The sequence below is a fragment of the Sulfurimonas sp. HSL3-7 genome, assembly GCF_039645985.1.
Lineage (GTDB): Bacteria > Campylobacterota > Campylobacteria > Campylobacterales > Sulfurimonadaceae > Sulfonitrofixus > Sulfonitrofixus jiaomeiensis.
This window is the reverse complement of sequence record NZ_CP147919.1, coordinates 613,046-628,819: the sequence shown is the minus strand read 5'-3', so window position 1 is coordinate 628,819 and position 15,774 is coordinate 613,046. Positions and strand designations below refer to the sequence as shown.

The following is a 15,774-nucleotide window of genomic DNA, read 5'->3' as shown; positions in this document are numbered from 1 at the left end:
CATCGACCGACGGAGTCAAAAGAAAACGACAAGAAATTGTCGCTTTCAGCGAGCGTGACCAAAGGAAATCCCTTCAGGGGGAAACCACAAAAACACTCCATCAACAACACTGTATAACTAATCACATTCTAAAGCTCTTTTATACACTAGATATTGGTTATTTTATAACCACATTAACGTCCTTGTCAACCACGCTCTTCATTATAATTGCAACAGAAAAATAACTTGAAAACACCGATACTCCAGTATCATCGGGTAGGAGATAAGATGCAGTTGCATGACCTTGGCATCACACATTTCGACATCTATTTCCAGCCCATTGTCACCATAAAACAAAAATCTGTTTTTGGGTACGAAGCGCTGGTAAGAGCCTATAACAATACGAGCTATATTGCACCGCATACACTTTTTTCAAAAGCTAAAAAGTTGGGTATATCGGCCGAACTTGACGAACTGATACGTCTCGAATCCATAAAAAGTTTCAAAACATATCTTGACGAGAACCCAAGAACACTGCTCTTTTTAAATATAGAGCCTTCCTTCATCGACACTTTTCAGCCGATAGAACAAAACTTTGAAAACAGTCTGCGTCAGCTGAATATTCCCGCTGAAAACATTGTGCTTGAGATCAAAGAAGAGGCCATTACCAGCAACGACGCACTGGCAGCCTTTACGGCCTATTACAAAGAAAGAGGGTTTAACATTGCGATTGACGACTTTGGAACGGGGCAGTCTCAGTTTGAGAGGTTATCCATCGTCAAACCCGATATCGTCAAGATCGACAAAACACTCTTGCGTGATATCGACACACACTATATCAATGCAGAGATCGTCAAAGCCATTGCACGGGTCTGTTACAACATCGGTGCCCTTGTCATCTCAGAAGGTGTCGAGCGTCAGAGTGAGGTTCTGAAATCGCTCAACCTTGACATTGATCTCTTTCAGGGGTACTGGTTCTCCCACCCTGCCGCAAAGACCATGGACAAAGAGACGCTTGTAAACAAAATTGAGACAATCGGTCTTCAGTACAAAGAGCAGCGAAAATCCTTGATATGCTTTAAGGAAAACCTTTTCAATGATGCCTCTGTCATCGCAAAAAAACTGATTGCCCTCATCAAAAGTATCAAGAGCATTGATGATGTTCAGATCTTCAATGCTGCCAAAAATGAAAAAAAGATCGAGGCCCTCTATCTTATAGATGCCGAAAGTTCAAGACAGCTCGGGGATACGCTGCTGGTAGGGAATAAAAAGAAATTCTATGCACCTTCTCTGGATGGTGAAGACCACTCCTTGAAAGAGTATTGCTACATCTGCAGCAGCTCACAGAATGGGTGCTATCTAAGCCCGCGCTATATCTCGAACGCCTCGGGTAATCTCTGCCGGACATTTTCAAAAAAATTCATCTGTAACGCCAGGGAGTTGATCCTCTGTCTTGACCTCCACCTGGAATGAAGCGTAAAAACTATGCCCCAACGGAGTGTTCAAGATCAAACGCCATCACCCTGCTCTGCATCGCCGAGAGGTCGAAGACGACGATCTGATGCGCATTGGTGTCGGCGATAAAAAGCTCGCACCCTTTTTTCGCGATACCGCCGGGCTCGTTCAGCCCCTTTAGAAGCGTCATCATCGAATTGTCGTCGGGAAAATAGACCTTGACCTTGTTGTTAAAGGTATCGGCGATAAAGAGGCGCCCGCCGCCGCAGCCGTCACCGACAATGCCGGCGCAGATCCCCTGCGGATGCTGCAGCAGTATCTCGCCGCTGTCACTGTCGCCATAGGTAAAAAGCCCTTCACCTATCAAAGTGGAAACATGCCCCTCTTCGATTTTTCTCAACGATGAACTCTCGGCATCAACAAAATAGAGTATCTCGTTCATCAACGCCAGCCCCGAGGGCTGTGCCAGCTGACATTCGTCTGAATTACCGTCTCGCAATGCTTCAAAACGGTTGCCGTACGATGCTAAAAGAGAGAGATCGTCCAGACGGTAAATGTTCAACAGATGTGATCCCGCCAGCGCGACATAAAGTCTGTTGTCCTCAACCACAAGGTCATAAGGGTTGCGGAGCCCTTCCAGTACGATCTGCTTCTCTCCGTTTTGCAGTGCATACGAAAGTATCCTGCCTTTCTCGTTTTCACAGATATAGAGCTTTTCATCGCTATAGGCCATACCCGTCGGCTTGTCTGCTTCGATAAACGTGTGCACATGCCCTCTATAATCACTCAGCCACACTTCGTTGCTGCCAGTGTTGGCAATCGCCAGGAACACTGGTGCCGCCAACACTTTTTGCGGATAGTACAGTTTCTTGCCCGACATTTTTTCGTCCCGTCGCCGGGATCGGGCTGTCAAACCGCAGGCACTAAGACGCCCGACCCATTCACTCAGTTTCTGCTCCCCGCTGGCGTGGTGGACAAGGTAACCCCGATTGTCGATCAGTATCGTCGTCGGCCACCCTTTTGCCGCATACGCCTCAGCTATCTGGTGTTTCGGGTCATTGACGACGGCATAGGTGATCCCGTAACGTGACAAAGCTTCCTGCAGCGCATTGAGCTCTTTCTCATGCGTGAATTTCCCCATATGGACACCGATGACCTCGAGTTCGCCGCCATAGCGGGCATGCAGTATCTTGACGGTCTGCAGGTTGTTGATGCAGTTGATACAGCCGAAGGTAAAAAAATCGAGTAGTATGTACCGGCCTCGTAACGCCGAGATAAGTAAGGGTTCGCTGTTCAGCCAGTCAAGTCCCTCAGCGAAAGCCGGTGCCCGTACCGCCATTACTTCTTCATCAACGTTTTAACGGCGAGCGAACACATGGTCAGACCGAAGGCTGCCGTCACCGCCATAAAACTGCCTTTGACCTTGGTATGGGGCGGTTCTGAGCTGAAGATGACCGGGTACTTTTTAGAGAAGCGGCGTTTTTTGAGCTCATAACGGAGCTTGGAGGCAAAACGGTCGCCGTGTGTCTTCCAGATGGTCGAGACCTCGATCTTTGTCGGATCAAGCCGTTTGGCCGAACCGGTCGCCGAGATCAGTTTCTTGTAGCACTTCTGCGCCAGAGCGAGCTTGGCATGGGTGTCGTCTATCGCATCGAGCACAAGGTCATAAGGCTCAAAATCGAAGGCTTCGATCCATGCAGGATCGATCTTCTTCTCGATGGCGATGATCTCGGGATAATGTTCTTTGAGGCTCAACACCTTCGACTCGCCGCAGTGGTGTTCCGACCACATCTGACGGTTCTGGTTGCTCTCGTCGTAGGTGTCGAAATCGATAATGGTGATGTCACGCACACCCGTACGGTAGAGGCAGTCCAGGCAGTACGAACCGACACCGCCCACACCTAAAATAAGGATCTTGGCATCCTCGATCTTGGCGAAGTCGTCGCCAAAGAGCATCCGGGAACGCTCAAATCTCACAGCCAGCTCTCCAGCTGTTCCATCGAGGCATACGCACTCATGTCAAGATGGATCGGCGTGACGGAGACAAAGCCCTGCTCTATCGCTTCAAAGTCGGAGAGCATACCCTTGCGCTCTCTTGGCTTGAACTCCAGAGGGTGCAGGCCCAGCCAGTAGTACTCCATGCCGCGGGGGTTGCGATGCAGATGGGCATCATTGCCGTAAAAACGGTATCCCGCATAGGTCACCTTCATACTCGTCTCATTGACATCTTTGGGGATATTGACATTCAGAAACTCGCGGTGGGGAAGCGGGAATTCACCGCTGAAGATCTTTTCGACCAATGTTCTGATCGTCCGGGTCGCCAGGTCAAAATTTGGAAGAGGCTGGGTAAAGTCCATCACCTGGGAGATCGCGATCGCAGGCACCCCCTGCAATACCGCCTCCATCGCACCGGCTGCCGTACCGGAGTAGGTGATATCCTCACCCATGTTGGAGCCTTTGTTAATGCCGCTGACCACGAGATCGGGCTTGCTCCCTTCGAACATCGAATGCAGCGCCAGGTAGATGCAGTCGCTCGGCGTACCGTCTTCAAGCTTGTAAAAATCATCGTCAAGACTGACAAAATTGAGCGGGTGTGAAAGGGTAAGCGAATGGCCGCAGGCTGACTTCTCATTGGCGGGAGCGACAACCGTTACTTTGGCGATCTTGCGCAACTCGGCAACAAGAGCATGCAGCGCAACCGACTCATGCCCGTCATCATTGGTGACTAATATATGTTTATCTGTTTTCATAAATGTATTATAGCATTACGCAATAGAGCATTTTCAGTATCTTTATTGATTTAAGTTATAATGATGTATTATTGAACACCAATCATAAATTAAAGCAATAGGTCAGAGAAAAATGAGCAGTCAAGAACCGATCCGGGCAAAGGGTAATTTAGAAGCGGCAAAAAACTTTCAAAAACGTACGACCACTAAACGTAAAAACAGCTCATTCGCACAAAAAGAGATCGACGTCAAAGCATTTATTCTTGCCCCGGAAGGGTATGAGGCTTTCATGTTTATTATCTACTTCCTGACTATCCCCTACCTAACTGGTCTGGCCTTTCTCTACCTTTTTGTCGCAAAAGCCAGTTTTGAGCACTTTCTCAATGTAAAACTCAGCTCATTTTTCGTTATTTGGGCTATCGGGTATGAAGTGGTCGCTGCTATTTTACTGACACTCATCGCCTACAGCTTTATCAAATCTTTCAAATCAGTCGAATAAGACGGCCAGCCAAGAGCCTTCGTTCCCTAAAGCAGACCTTTATTGACCGCATTTAAATACGCCAAAGGCTCTAAAGCTTTTTGACAATCGGCTCAAAGATAAAACGGTTTATCCCCTTCTCCATATACTCATACGCCAGGGCCATGTCATGTGCATGCAAGATCGCATCGACCAAATAAAGACCTAAACCGAAGCTGTCGCGTGAGTTCTCATCTTTTGCAAAAGGTTGAACATAATAGGCAAGAGGGTGTTTAAGACGCTCACCTTTGCTTTCAAACCAGATCTCTCCCTCCTGGGTTGAGATATTGATATGTTTATCCGGAGAATATTTCATCGCATTGTCGATCATGTTTTTTATCGCTGTCGAGAAAAGGTTGAAGTCGGCCATAACTTTTAACCCTGCATCCACATTCTGGCTGACCCGCTCGTTTTCCACCATTGCCATGTCGATCGCACCGTCGATAATATCGATCAGGCGGTAGGGTTCACGCTGTGCATGGCTGAAACCGGTGGAGATCTCTTCTACCAATGCAAATTCGTTAATAAGGCTTTCCATACGTAAAAAAATGCGATTGAAACGCTCTTTCTGTTTGCCGTTTTCCAGCATTTCGGCCGAAATACGCCCTTTGGCAATAGGCGTTTTCAACTCATGCATGATATTGCGCATAAAGAGGGTACGCGACTCGATCAGATTACGGATCTTCTGACGTGTATTCTCCAGTTCATTGGCAATAACAGCGATCTCATCCTCGCCGCGCATCTTAAAAGAGGTCTGCATCTTACCCGCACCAAAGTCACGGATCTTTTTGCGTAAAAGACGCAAGGGATGTAGACGGACAAAGATCAAGATATACGACACGGTAATACTTGAGATAATAACCAGGTAGGCATAAAGCAGGTTCCATGCACGATAAGGTTTGATCTTCTCATCCAGAAGCAGTACCCCGTTGTTAGGCCCTTGCAGAAAGAAATAGATGAAACCTTTATGCTGCAACATAGAGATCTGTATTTCTACAACACGTTGCGGATCAAAACGGGGACGTATCTGCAGATAGGCCGGATCGTTCAGCGCTTGAAAGTTTTCGCTTTTTAAGATCTTCGCACTTTCGACGATCTTTTTTGCGGCAACAGCATCTGGAATAGTGTAGAGGTTATAGAGTGCCAGATTGGCTTCGAGCATCGTCTGGGATGTCCGGTTCTGCATATGTTCACGGTAGATACGGGTAATAACCGTATATTTTAAAAAAGTGTTGTTGACATACTGTTCGCGGTTGAGTTTGTAAAACTTGATAAAGATATAACTGACACTAAAGAGCGTCACGGTAAAAGCAAATAAAACAGTCAGTAAAACAGCATGACGACCCATTTGCAATCTATTTCACAAGTTTATAACCGATACCGCGCGCCGATTCGATCAGAGATTTATCGCCCAGTTTGCTGCGAATACGCCCGACCATCACATCAATACTCTTGTTCGAAGAGTCCTCATTGATCGCCGACACATTATGAATAATATCTTCGCGCGAGACCACCATCCCCTCTTTCTTGATCATATAGGCCAAAATGCCGTACTCGGCATTGGTCAGATCGAGCGGACGACCCTTGTACGTAATCTGCATTGCGGCTTCATCGAGCTTGAAATCGCTGCTGCTCTGCTGCGCCACTTCTGCCGCTTTTGCTTCATAGCGGCGTAGTACCGAGTAGATACGCGCTTCGAGTTCACGAGGATCGTAGGGTTTAGGCAGGTAGTCATCGGCTCCGAGTTCCAGGGCTGTCACCTTGTCGGTCACGTCCGAACGTGCGGAAGAGATGATGATCGGAATGTTCTGGCGTTTGCGGATCTCTTCGCACACCTCCAGACCATCCATACCCGGCAGGGTAAGATCAAGGATGACCAGGTCAAACTCTTTGAGCTTCAAAATACTCAAAGCTTTGAACGGATCGTCTTCCGTCTCCACCTGTATCTCTTCTTGTTTTAACTGTTCCAAAAATTCGGTGAGGATCTCCGCTAATTCGAGATCATCTTCTATCATCAATATTCGTATCATGAAACGATTTTAACCCAATATGGATAATGTTTAGCTAATTAAATGAAAGTGTTTGCTCTTGTATGCGGAGAAAGAGAGCAGCCTAGCTTTTTAAAACCGGCTTACTGTCATTTTCAGCAGTCGACTTGACGGTCAAAATAGAACCGGCCTCTATGCAAGCAGCAGCGTAACGCGGTACGCGATAAAGGAGAGAACATACGCCGTTGCAGTCGTAAAGAGGAAGAGATAGAAAAAATACTTGATCCCGCCGGCTTCACGGGTAAAGACGACCGAAGCAGCCAGACAAGGCAGATAAATCATTACAAAGACAATGAAGGCAATGGCGGAGGCAAAGGGGATGTTCTTGCTGATGGCTGTGCCCAACGAAATGCTCTCCTGATCCACCTCGTCACCCATCGCATAGAGCACACCCAGCGTGGAGACCACGACCTCCTTGGCCGCGAGACCGGTCTGAAGCGCCACGGTCATCTTCCAGTCAAACCCCAGCGGCGCGAACGCCGGTTCCATAAACTTGCCGATGCTGCCGAGATAGCTGTGTTCGAGCTCATACACCATCATTTCGTTCGAGAGCGCACGTTTAACATGCTCGTCCTGCGCAGACTCGATCTTCGTCTCATACGAGGCGATCACCTCGTTATGGTGCGGGTAGGTGCTCAAGAACCAGACCAGCATCGTCGCGGCGGCGATAAAGGTACCCGCCTTCTTCAGGTACATCCAGGTCTTTGTCATCACGGTGTGCCAGATCAGTTTGAACGAGGGGAGACGATATTTCGGCATCTCCATGACGAAAGGTTCATCTGCGCCTTTAAAAGCGGTCAGTTTCAGTATCTTTGCCGCGATCAACCCGATGATGGCACCCGTGATATAGATCGCAAAAAGTACATTTCCGGCAACGCTCTCGGAGAAAAAAGCACCGGTAAAAAGGACATAGACCGGCAGTCTCGCACCGCAGCTCATAAAACCGATAATAAAGAGCGTCAGCAGACGGTCACGGTCATTTTTCAGAATACGTGCCGACATATAGGCCGGAATAGAACAGCCGAAACCCGTAACGAGAGGAATGAACGACTGTCCGTGCAGCCCGAATTTGTGAAAGAACCCATCAAGCAGAAATGCGACTCGCGACATATACCCCGTCGATTCCAGCAGTGCAATGCCGATAAAGAGGATCATAATATTGGGTACGAACATCACCACGGCACCGACCCCGGCGATCAGACCGTCTACGATAAGCGAACGCACGGCATCATTGGCGATGGTATTGCCGACTACGTTTCCGAACCAGCCAAAGAGCGCATCGATCCACTCCATCGGGATGGAGCCGATCTCAAAGGTGAGCTGAAAAAGGCCCCACATAAAAAAGAGGAAGATCGGGATCCCCAGCATCGGGTGGATCAGAAAGTTATCGATGCGTTCTGTCATCGTCAGCTGTTTAACACTCAGGTTTTTCTCTTTAACCACTTCGGCAATGATCCCGCGGTTAAAGGCGGCATACTCCTCGGCAAAGACCTCTTTGATATCCTCGCTGTCGTGGTGAAGCTCGATATGCTTATCGGCTTCGATAAGCATCGGCTGAAGCTCTGTCCAGAGCGGGTTGTCATGCAGGACCCGGTAGGTCTTTTTCTCTTTTTGCAGCAGGTTGATCGCAATGTTGCGGTTGGAGATGGTCGCCTGAAAACCGTGACGGTCCAGATAGCTCTGGATATGGCCTATCTCCTCTTCGACCGCTTCGGAAAAGATCAGCTTAGGTTCACAGAAAGGGGCCTCGTAGACCTGAATCACCGCATCGATCAGCTCACCGATCCCCTGTTTGGAAACAGCGGAGACAGAGACAGCCGGCAGGTCTAGCAGCTGGGAGAGGTACGGGGCATCGATCTCTATCCCCTCTTTTTTCGCTTCATCGCTCATGTTGAGCGCCAGGACCATCTTTTTGCTCATCGTCATCAGCTCGGCTGTCAGCTGAAGGTTCTTTTCAAGGTTGGTCGAATCAACGACATTGATGATCAGGTCATACTCTTCATTACACAAGAAGTCATGGGTGACACGCTCTTCGATCGTATAGTTTGTGAAAGCATACGTTCCCGGAAGATCGACCACCGTAAAATGGTAATCCCTGTAATCAAACAGCACCTCGGTCTTCTCGACTGTCACGCCGGTAAAGTTTCCGACATGCAGGTGGGCATTGGAGATGGAATTGATAAGCATACTCTTGCCCACATTCGGCTGGCCGACAAGCGCTATCTTGATGTGTTTGGCGATGACAGGGCAGGAAACGGCACTATTTTGCTTCATATTCGACCTCGATCATATCAGACTCTTCTTTTCGCAGGGCCAAACGCATTTTACCGACCTTTACCTCTACGGTACTTTTGCGCGGAGCATATTCCAGCAGCGTAACCCTTGCCCCTTTCATAAGACCAAAAGAGACCAGCCGCTGTTTCAACGAACCGCTTGCATGAATCTTTATTATCGTCGTCTCACACCCTCTCGGGCAATTTGTCAATGTATTCATTCTCATCATTTCTTTAAGTATCCGTAATGATAATAGAAATCAAGTTAATACGGCTTAAAAAGTATCATCTAATCGTGTATCCAAGCGCTGAGAATCACGAAATTCCCTCTACCCTGATATGGTTTGGTCAGTGTTCATCATGCTGACATTGATGTAGATATGCGTAAAAGAGCCTCTATCGCGACAGTAAAGGTCAGAACCGTTTTACAACGCCCTCATATTTTCTATCGAACCGCCCCCCCCTTCCTTTACTTTTTGCCCGTATTGAAGTACACATACGGAACATAGCGATAAAGCGTTTCATGGCACTATCTCTCTTTACTACAGATTATATATATTTTTTCCCACACTTATATAAAACAGTCCTGTCAATTATCAAGTTCTTTCTACGGATAAATCTCTTTTGGCTTCATCTGCTTTTTGCTATAATATCGCCCTAATCAACCAAGGATCTTAATGAACTTTCTCTATCGTGCCGACAGCCATTTCAATCTTGCCAATATGTTCACCTTTGGCAACCTTAGCAGCGGTCTTATCGCCATGTATCTTGCAACCCAGGGCAATTATGTCTGGGCCGTTGTCTTATTGTGGATCGGCGGCGGTTTTGACATCTTTGATGGAAAGATGGCACGCAAATACGGTCTGTCCAATGAGTTCGGTATTCAGCTCGACTCATACGCCGACTTTTTATCGTTCGTACTGACCCCGGTCTTCATCATCTTCATCTCTATTATCAACCAGCCCGAGACCTCAGACTTTAACTTTCTGTTGGGAGCAGGTATTTCACTCTATTACATCATCAGCGGGCTGCGCCGCCTGATCCAGTTCAATATTAATGCCGAAGAGGGTCAGGTCGAAAAGTATTTTACCGGTCTTCCGACACCGATGGGTGCCATCGTGTTATGGCTTATCTTTTTGGGCGGACTTTATATCTATCCGGTCTTCATCACCGTAATCCTGATGGCGGTCACAGGATGGCTGCTTAACTCACAGGTCAAGATCCGCCATCTTTGAAGTTTCTCTCTTCTCTATTTGCCGCCCTTTTTCTATGGGCGGACGCGCCTCTTGAACATCCCTATTATCAAACAAAATTAAAAGAAATTGCCATGGCAAAACAGAGTAACCTCATCTTTCTCGGTGACAGCCTTACCGATTTTCACGACTGGTCGGTTTTCGGAGAACACCATAATGCCGGAATCGCCGGCGATACGACTGACGGCCTGCTGCAGCGTTTGCACTATACTTTGGAAAAGAGCCCCGAATGTCTCGTGTTGATGATAGGGATCAACGACCTCCTGCAAGGTCAGACAGTGGAGACGATAAAAGAGAATTATCTGAAAATTTTTGAACAGCTAGAGCCTCTCGACACGGTTCTTGTCCTCTCTCTTTTACCCGTGCAGATGGGGCCGCAGACTTTCGAAATCAATGAAAAGGTGATCCTGCTGAACCATTTTCTCAAACGCGAGAGCAACAAAAGAGGTTTTGTCTATCTCGACCTCTACAAGACGATGATCGATAGTGACGGCGGTCTGAAAAATGCGCTGACCAGCGACGGCGTACACCTGACGCCGGAAGCCTACAGTTTGTGGGAAAGTGCCTTAAAAGCGCACTTGAGCACCTTTTAAAAACGGTACTTCAACATCGCCATTGCGACCGTCTCTTCATACGCATAACGCTCATCCGTCGAATCTTCCTGACGGTACATCAGGTCCAGGTCGGCGACCCAACTCTCTGAAAAACTGTATTTGGTATTGAGGTAGGCCTTGTACCCGGAAGCCTCCAATTTATCCAACGTCGTCAACTGGTTATAGGCATATGTATTTTTATAATCATAAAGATGATAACTCAACTTCAATGCGGCACGTAGCTGCTTGCTGAAGCGATATTTGTTGACCCAGGTGACACGCTGGTAGAGATAGTCGCTGTAGCCCTGATTGTCATCCTGTCGTAAAGAAGCAAGATAATCCAACTTCATTCGATAGTTTTTGGTCAAACGGTAGTTACCGAAGAGTTTAAGGTCATTATAGGTGTAAACCACCCCCGCCGGTCCCGAAAGGTTGATATTAAGCCCGTCCTGCTCGATCTGGTAAGATTTTCGGTCGGTGTAATCGCGCATCCTGAACTCGTAGTAAGCACCCAGATGCAGCGCTTTCGTCAACTGGTATCCTCCCTGAAGTTTCAGACGCGTATAGGTGTGGTCAAGGGGTGCCCAGGTATCAGGGTCCTCATAATCACGGTATTCGTACCGTCCGCGTACCTTAAAATCGACCTTTTTGAAATCGTATTTGTAAACGGCTTCGGCGCCCGCTTTTTTATACTGGTAACGGTTGGACTGGTCCCCGCTTGCGGTCACTTTGAGTTCGCCGTCGTCATGATCGACATAGATCTCGTAGACATTGCCCACAAAAGCCTTCAGATCAAGGCGGTTAACCTCGCGCTTGTATTTGTTGAATCTGAAACGGACCCCTCCCGAGAGCTCCGACTTGTACTGGTTCGCATTATTTAACGTGCTGTCAATAAAATATTTACCGCTGAACTTGACCTCCGAAAGCAACCGTACATCCTGTGAATAACGGTATTCGTAATCGCCTCGTAAAAAGAGGGGAACGAACATCCCCGACTTCACATCCGGGTTGATCGTCGGTGGGGTAATCGGGTCGGCACTATAATCAAGATAGGAGCTCGATGGTGTCAGGTAAGGGTTACTGTCATAACCGAGCCCGGTTGCTGCATAACCGTCAAAAAGATGTTTTTCTAGCTTTTTCTTCTTCTTTTTCTTCTTGACCGTCACCTTCTCCTGGAATGCTGAAAAGCCTTCATCCTCACTTTGCGCGGCAGCCGTCTGCGCCAGAACGGCGACCATCAACGGTCCCGTCAATCCTTTAAATACTCTGTTTCGATACACTTGTTTTCCTTTTTTTGATTTTAATTTTTTTGATCATCTTCTTCGCGACTGTATTGTCCGGGTCCAGTTTCAAAACCTTGTTGTACTCCCGCAAAGCGGTATTGCGCTTTCTGGCGCGGTAGTACGAACGGGCATACGCCAACCGTGTCTTAACATCGGAAGGGTTCTTGTCTAGCAGCTCGCGCAAGATGGTATTCGCTTTATTATGCATCCTCGATGCACTGTAGCTCTTTGCCAGGGCCCGGTACGCTTTCGCATTTTCGGGGTCAAGCGCTACTGCCTTTTCCAATGCTTCGAGTGACTGCCTGTACTGCTTCTGTTGATAGTGGACCAGACCGAGGTTCAGCCAGGCAGTGAAATAGCTGTCGTCCTTTGCCAGTACCTCTTCATAGATCTGCTGCGCTTTGGCATAAGCTTTTATTTTTGCGTAACGGACAGCGAGGTTCAGCCTGGCCGTCACATAATCCGGTTTGATCTGCAGTACTTTTTTATAGGCATCGATCGTCTTTTGCTCCCGGCCTAGCCTGGCGTAGACGATCCCAAGGTTGTAATAGGCCTGGTAGTACGCCGGACGCAGTTTGACGGCCTGATCAAAATAGCCGATCGCCTCCGTATATTTTTTCTGTTTCAGCGCAATAAGACCCAGGTTGTAATGGCTCTCAGGGTAATTGTTGCGCATGCGCAGTGCGTTTCGATACGATACTTCCGCCTCGTCGTAACGCTGCATCTTCGTATAAAGCAGGCCGAGGTTATACCAAAGCTCAGGCGAGCCCTCCGGTTTCAGTGTCTGAAGCTTGTTATACGCAAGGCGGGATGCCTCAAAATCACCATGCACGTAATGAAGACGCCCCAGTAAAAAGTAGGCTTTTGTACTTTCCGGCTCTATGGTCAAGATCTCCTGGACCTGTGCAATAGCCGCCTGCACTTGCGACAGGCGCATCAGCCCTTCGGCCACCTCAAACTGCAGATCCATATTGCTGGGCTCATGCAGCAGCGCTTTTTGCAGCGTTTTAAGCGCGAGAGCAGGTTTGCCGAGTGCAAGGTAGACCTCGGAGACATCCCGATAGATCGCAACGTTGTCCGGTTCAAGCTTCAGCATCACCTCAAGCGCTTCGAGTCTCTTATTGTGCCCCTCTTCATTTTTCGGGTAGGCCAACTCCACCAGTGCCAGACGCGAGGCGATATGGTCGGGCTTGAGACGGATCGCTTCGTTGAATGCTTTTACTGCCAGTTCCGTCTGTAAGGGGAGGAGCCGGGTATACGATCGGCCCAAAAGATATTGCGCTTTTACTTTTGTATCGCCGCTGCCGAGTGCTATCGTCCGCTTAAATTCATCAATGGCGTTACGGTACTCTTTTTGCCTGTAGTAGAGCAGTCCCAGGTTGAAATGGCTTTTGACGTGCTCGTCGAAATCCTGGATAACCGCCTGGTAGTCGCTGATCGCCTGTTGTTCTTCGTCCAGGGCGCTATAGGCCAAAGCCCGGTTGTAGCGGGCCTTGTAGTAGCGGCTATTAAGATGCAAAGCATTGGAGAACGAGACCACCGCCTTGTCGTAGAGCTCCTGTTTCATGTAGAGCGTTCCCAGCCAGTTGTGGATCTGCGGGGAGGGCTCTTTTGCCAGAACACTGAAGTAGACGGCCTCCGCTTTTTCAAACTGACCGTCTGCGATCAGCTCCTGTGCCTGTAAGATACGGGGGTCTTCACTGTAATCATCTTCGTAGAGGGTGCTGCTCTCGTTCTCCGGCACCGCTTCCGCCGGGTTCTGCAGCGAGACATAGATCATCGTGGTGTGTTCAGCCTCCTGACTTGCCCGGTATTCAACAAAAACCAGGAGAAAAAAAATACCGCAAAGCAGAAGTATGACGGGGATAATACTTTCGGTAAACTTCTGTATACTCGTCTTCACAACCGTTCCTTGAAGAGCAACTTCCGAAACCGGATAAATTCCGAAAGACGCATACCGACCCACTTACCCAGCCAGAGGTTCAGTACGATCAAAAAGAGCAGCAGTTCCGGGAAGGCGATGATCAGGCTTTGCATAAAGAGCGAACTCATCACAACATAGGCGGCGATAATCACGATCAGCGTGAAAAAAGAGATGCGGAGGGCTTTGACGAGCCCCTGCTCCTCGTGTACGATAGCAAAACGTTCCGCCGTGATCGCCAGGATCGCGATCGGGAAGAGAGAGATGTGTGCCAGGTCAAAAAGCGATGACTGCACCGCGAAAATGGTCATAAGCAACATCGCAATGACGACGATCGTCAGCATGATCGCCATTTTTGGCGAATGCAGCAGCTGCATATGGTCGAGCACCTTCCGTACCCCTGCCGCGAGTAAAATAATGAACATAAAGCCGAGAAGACCCCACCACAGCCCTGTTTCACGTGCCGCCGTGGCAATCAGTGCCGGCAGAAAGGTCCCGAAGGTCTCCAGCCCGATGACATTTCTGAAGATAACAACGACCAGTGCGCCGAGCGGGATCATCAGGATGATCTTAAGAAGGTTTTGCGAGATACCGATGCTCTCAAAGATCTTGTACAAATTAAAGGCATTCAGCGGTGAAGCGTACATCGCTGCTTTAAGCTCTTTTCGGGGCACCAGTTTTTTAGTGACATGAAACATGTATTGAAAATTGACATTGGGGCTGTGTTTAAAAAGTACCTTGTCGCCGTAATAGAGACGAAGGTAGTTTTTGGGAATCTCCGCAAAGTTGTTGTTGACAGTATCGAAAGGGATCCAATGGCCGAGCACATAGACCTCGACCCACTGGTGAGAGGTCTTTTTACTCCCCTGATGCAGGATCAGACCCCCGACCAGACGCGAAGGGAGACCAAGCCTGCGCGTCAGTGCGACAAAGAGACGGCTCTTGCCGTTACAGCTTGCTTCCTGCAGTTTCAAGGCAGTCAGCGCATCGGTATAACCTGAAAAGTTGCGGTTCTCAAACTCGTTTTGGAGATAGTCATGTATGGTGCGCAGTGCTTCATAGGTTTTGGGCTTCTTATCGCCGAAAAGTCGATGAATAGTCTCTTCAATCAAAGGGTCGTTGACTTGAATACCCTCTTCTGGTTCCAGATACCTCTGCAGATAGGCAGGAACCTTCTGTATCGGCATCCCCTTCTCAAGCAGATATATGGAATGCTCTGGTTCCACAAAGTAGCTGTAACGGATGATATGCGTCCCTGATACAGAAGGCGCCTTCCACGAGACAATTCGATTAAGCCCCTCCACAGCGATCTCTGTCGTAAAGAGGTCCGGGGCACTTCTCTCATCGGAAATGCTTTGATGCGTTGAGCTGACGGGCAGATAGGTAGAGAGTGAGATCGCATCACCATGACCGCTGACCTGCAGATTGACCTCGACATCGTAACCAACCGTCGGTATCAGGTCAGCAAATCTATAGTCGAGAAAAAAGAGCTTGTAGCTCATTACAAAAAAAGTGGTAGCTACGAGCAGCAGTAGGGCTGACGTATAAAGATAGCTAGATGACCTTACACCTTTACGCATGGTGTGCTTTATTGTTTTCCATGCGCTGATAATACTTTTATTTTATTACAGAAGGATTACAGAAAGAGCGCTGTCAGCCAAGAAAGGGGCCGGAACATCAGGGTGAGAGAGTCAATACGGAGGCCTAGAAATCCGTTTCATCT

Annotated in this window: 14 protein-coding genes; 4 read left to right on the top strand and 10 right to left on the bottom strand. The window is 48.4% G+C overall.

Annotation, left to right across the window (positions count from 1 at the left end; genetic code table 11):
- The first annotated feature begins 267 nt into the window (after window positions 1-267).
- Window positions 268-1,452: an EAL domain-containing protein gene (locus tag WCY20_RS03195; protein ID WP_345976928.1), complete on the top strand. Its 1,185-nt coding sequence runs from the start codon at window positions 268-270 to the stop codon at window positions 1,450-1,452.
- Window positions 1,453-1,462: 10 nt separating this feature from the next.
- Here the strand turns inward: WCY20_RS03195 and WCY20_RS03190 are convergent, their stop codons facing one another.
- From WCY20_RS03190 to surE, 3 genes are read right to left on the bottom strand one after another with little or no spacing between them, the layout of a single operon-like run.
- Entirely contained in the window at window positions 1,463-2,773 is a 1,311-nt protein-coding gene (locus WCY20_RS03190) for a redoxin domain-containing protein (protein ID WP_345976926.1), read from the bottom strand.
- Complete coding sequence (locus WCY20_RS03185) at window positions 2,773-3,411, bottom strand: tRNA threonylcarbamoyladenosine dehydratase (protein WP_345976924.1); 639 nt, start codon at window positions 3,409-3,411, stop codon at window positions 2,773-2,775. The genes WCY20_RS03190 and WCY20_RS03185 overlap by 1 nt, the downstream gene beginning before the upstream one ends.
- Window positions 3,408-4,184 (bottom strand): 5'/3'-nucleotidase SurE, encoded by a 777-nt coding sequence (gene surE / locus WCY20_RS03180; RefSeq protein ID WP_345976923.1) that lies wholly within the window; start codon window positions 4,182-4,184, stop codon window positions 3,408-3,410. The genes WCY20_RS03185 and surE overlap by 4 nt, the downstream gene beginning before the upstream one ends.
- 112 nt (window positions 4,185-4,296) lie before the next feature.
- Between surE and WCY20_RS03175 the strand changes: the two genes are divergently transcribed.
- Complete coding sequence (locus WCY20_RS03175; protein ID WP_345976921.1) at window positions 4,297-4,662, top strand: hypothetical protein; 366 nt, start codon at window positions 4,297-4,299, stop codon at window positions 4,660-4,662.
- Window positions 4,663-4,732: 70 nt separating this feature from the next.
- On the opposite strand, the gene WCY20_RS03170 is transcribed toward WCY20_RS03175, so the two are convergent.
- The 4 genes from WCY20_RS03170 to WCY20_RS03155 all read right to left on the bottom strand — a co-directional run bounded on the left by WCY20_RS03170 (window position 4,733) and on the right by WCY20_RS03155 (window position 9,222).
- Window positions 4,733-6,028 (bottom strand): ArsS family sensor histidine kinase, encoded by a 1,296-nt coding sequence (locus WCY20_RS03170; RefSeq protein WP_345976919.1) that lies wholly within the window; start codon window positions 6,026-6,028, stop codon window positions 4,733-4,735.
- Between the two features lie 7 nt (window positions 6,029-6,035).
- Window positions 6,036-6,710 carry a response regulator transcription factor gene (locus WCY20_RS03165; protein ID WP_345976918.1) on the bottom strand — a complete coding sequence of 225 codons (675 nt, stop codon included), beginning with the start codon at window positions 6,708-6,710 and terminating at the stop codon, window positions 6,036-6,038.
- A 150-nt stretch (window positions 6,711-6,860) separates the two neighbouring features.
- Window positions 6,861-9,002, bottom strand: a complete 2,142-nt coding sequence (gene feoB, locus WCY20_RS03160; RefSeq protein ID WP_345976916.1) for a ferrous iron transport protein B — start codon at window positions 9,000-9,002, stop codon at window positions 6,861-6,863.
- The gene (locus tag WCY20_RS03155; RefSeq protein WP_345976914.1) at window positions 8,989-9,222 is read right to left on the bottom strand and encodes a FeoA family protein; all 234 of its coding nucleotides are present in this window, start codon (window positions 9,220-9,222) and stop codon (window positions 8,989-8,991) included. Before WCY20_RS03155 ends, feoB begins: the two co-directional genes overlap by 14 nt.
- Before the next feature lie 456 nt (window positions 9,223-9,678).
- On the opposite strand from WCY20_RS03155, the gene WCY20_RS03150 reads away from it, so the two are divergent.
- On the top strand, window positions 9,679-10,236 hold the full coding sequence (locus WCY20_RS03150; protein WP_345976912.1) for a CDP-alcohol phosphatidyltransferase family protein: 558 nt from the start codon (window positions 9,679-9,681) through the stop codon (window positions 10,234-10,236).
- Window positions 10,237-10,328: 92 nt separating this feature from the next.
- Complete coding sequence (locus WCY20_RS03145) at window positions 10,329-10,847, top strand: GDSL-type esterase/lipase family protein (RefSeq protein ID WP_345976910.1); 519 nt, start codon at window positions 10,329-10,331, stop codon at window positions 10,845-10,847.
- Here the strand turns inward: WCY20_RS03145 and WCY20_RS03140 are convergent.
- From WCY20_RS03140 to WCY20_RS03130, 3 genes are read right to left on the bottom strand one after another with little or no spacing between them, the layout of a single operon-like run.
- Window positions 10,844-12,127 (bottom strand): hypothetical protein, encoded by a 1,284-nt coding sequence (locus WCY20_RS03140; protein ID WP_345976909.1) that lies wholly within the window; start codon window positions 12,125-12,127, stop codon window positions 10,844-10,846. The two genes, WCY20_RS03145 and WCY20_RS03140, sit on opposite strands and share 4 nt — an antisense overlap.
- Window positions 12,105-14,033 carry a tetratricopeptide repeat protein gene (locus WCY20_RS03135; RefSeq protein WP_345976907.1) on the bottom strand — a complete coding sequence of 643 codons (1,929 nt, stop codon included), beginning with the start codon at window positions 14,031-14,033 and terminating at the stop codon, window positions 12,105-12,107. Before WCY20_RS03135 ends, WCY20_RS03140 begins: the two co-directional genes overlap by 23 nt.
- On the bottom strand, window positions 14,030-15,631 hold the full coding sequence (locus WCY20_RS03130) for a 7TM domain-containing protein (protein WP_345976905.1): 1,602 nt from the start codon (window positions 15,629-15,631) through the stop codon (window positions 14,030-14,032). The genes WCY20_RS03135 and WCY20_RS03130 overlap by 4 nt, the downstream gene beginning before the upstream one ends.
- Between the last annotated feature and the right edge of the window lie 143 nt (window positions 15,632-15,774).